Annotated in this window: 1 protein-coding gene; it reads right to left on the bottom strand. The window is 36.4% G+C overall.

Going from position 1 to position 2,233, the window contains the following annotated elements:
- Positions 1–432 precede the first annotated feature (432 nt).
- Positions 433–1,887 carry an ATP-binding protein gene (locus QOS07_RS09135; protein ID WP_283588635.1) on the bottom strand — a complete coding sequence of 485 codons (1,455 nt, stop codon included), beginning with the start codon at positions 1,885–1,887 and terminating at the stop codon, positions 433–435.
- Positions 1,888–2,233 lie beyond the last annotated feature (346 nt).

The following is a 2,233-nucleotide window of genomic DNA, read 5'->3' as shown; positions in this document are numbered from 1 at the left end:
ATCGGTCAATTCTTAAACCGCCCGAATCATACATTTTTAAACCGCCATAAAACGACAATTCAAAACCGCCCTTGACAAAAGCCTGTAACGCCAACGATAATCGTTGGTATTACAGGCTTTTGACTTCTTAGTAGTACTCACTAAAAGCCGCTTGGGGAGTAACTCCCCTCAGCATATCTAACTTACTTGTTATTAGCTTACTCTCTAACAGCTATATTCAGCTATCTAACTTATCTGCTATTCGGTTTACTCTCTAACAGCTATATCCAGCTATCTAACTTACCTGCTATTCGGTTTACTCTCCAACAGCTATATTCAGCTATCTAACTTATCTGCTATTCAGTTTACTCTCTAACAGCTATATCCAGCTATCTAACTTACCTGCTATTCAGTTTGCTCTCTAACGGCTATATCCAGCTTAACTGTTTAATATTATTTCTGTGTTTTCAATGTATAGTAAGTATTAGGAGAAGTTGGCGAATCCGCATGTTTTTCTAAAAGCTCTAGTTTCGTCAGATCGCTTAATGCTTTCCTAGCCGTCGATGTATGTAACTTAGAATTAGAACTGATAAATTTTTTAGGCCGCAGTTCTTTATGTTCATAAACATAAATCAAAGCTGCTCTTTCAGGATAAGTTAGCTTAGTAAAATCATAGTTAGTGATTTTACTTATCTCTTCTTTGCGCCTTGAATTCCGCATCACAATATTATTTCTTAAGGTTAGTTCGGTGTAAGCATTAGTAGCAACATATTCTGGATCGTCAAGAAAATACTTTTCCATATTCTTGTACATCCGATCAACACCTTCACCAAACTCCCTCACCCAACCAAACTGGACAAGCGCTCTGGTAATGTTTGGATTTCTGGAATAGTGAGTAGTACGGATATTGTCAACAGTTACTATCGACGGTAAATCACCAGGACTATGAATGATAAGCCGGTCGTCATACATGATAATCCGAATATCATCACCGTTTAGATTATAAGCACGATGGGTTACCGCATTTACAATTCCTTCTAGCCAAGTACCCTTAGGATATTCAGGTACGGTTTCAAACTTACCTGTTTCAATATTTAATGAGGTAAATTCTCGCAACTGTGATTTTACAATACTATCTGCTTGCTCAATAACCTTTGGGAGTGGCCCTTCAATCATTGCTTCCTTAATAACATCCAAGTTTTCGCCAACGCCAGCTTGCGTTCCGCTATATCTAATAAACCTAACTCTTGCTCCTGGAATAAAGGCATCTGGCATTTCAGCAAACATTAAAACCCCGGCTACATTAAGCTTATAAACATATGAATCATCTGAGGTCATTTTACGGTTAGCAAAGCCCCTAGAGAATAACAGTTTCCATACATCATCACCATCAAAATGGTTGAGCTTCTTATATTGCCCTAGTAGTACCTGATCTAAATCTTCTAGTAACGCCGTTTCAACCGTTTCCTGCTCATAGGATCGAATATCCTTGCTGTAATTAAGGCTTTCAATTTGCTTATAGGTTAACTTTTTACTTTCATCACCAATCCGTAAATAAACCTCATCTTTGGAGTTAGAATAGACATATTTATCACTGGATTCAACGGTTAAAAGCATGATCCGATTATCTTTACCATTAACAGTAACTTTCTGGAATTCAGTTTTCACTTTCAAAGCAGGATGGATTAGATCGTACCCCACCTGCTTAAAGTCATTAATTTTATGGGCATCTAAATGATTAATGCCCTCAAACTGTTTATTCTTAATTCCCAGTGCCACTGTTCCGCCATCAGCATTGGCAAATGATACTAAGATATTAGCTAAACTCCGTCGGTCAAACTCTGCAGCTTTACGATCAAATTCTTGACCTTCTGCTCTTGTTAGTAGTGTTTTGTTAGCTGTTTTCATTTGAGTTCTCTACCTTCACTAAATATTCTGTATTCATTATAAGCCATCTAATGTTAAAAATTATAACTTCTAGCCCTACTTACTTGCGCAAAAAACTCTATTCTAATTAAATTAACTATTGCTTATCATCTATGTACAGAATTATTTTAAAATAAGACGTAGAGTATTTCATACCTTTTAGCAAAATATCCTACGTCTTATTTTTAATATATCCGCATTAATAACAATAAGGTGGATTATAGAATGAAGTTAGCCACCTAATTGGTGGTAAATGGCAGATTGCAATAAATAAATTGAACACTTCATCGAAACATTTTTCGCATAAAGACTTCAATGGGTGATCGCC

It is taken from the genome of Limosilactobacillus viscerum (genome assembly GCF_947387525.1).
Taxonomy (GTDB): domain Bacteria; phylum Bacillota; class Bacilli; order Lactobacillales; family Lactobacillaceae; genus Limosilactobacillus; species Limosilactobacillus viscerum.
Note: the sequence above shows the minus strand (reverse complement) of the source record. Positions and strands in the feature narration are given on the sequence as shown.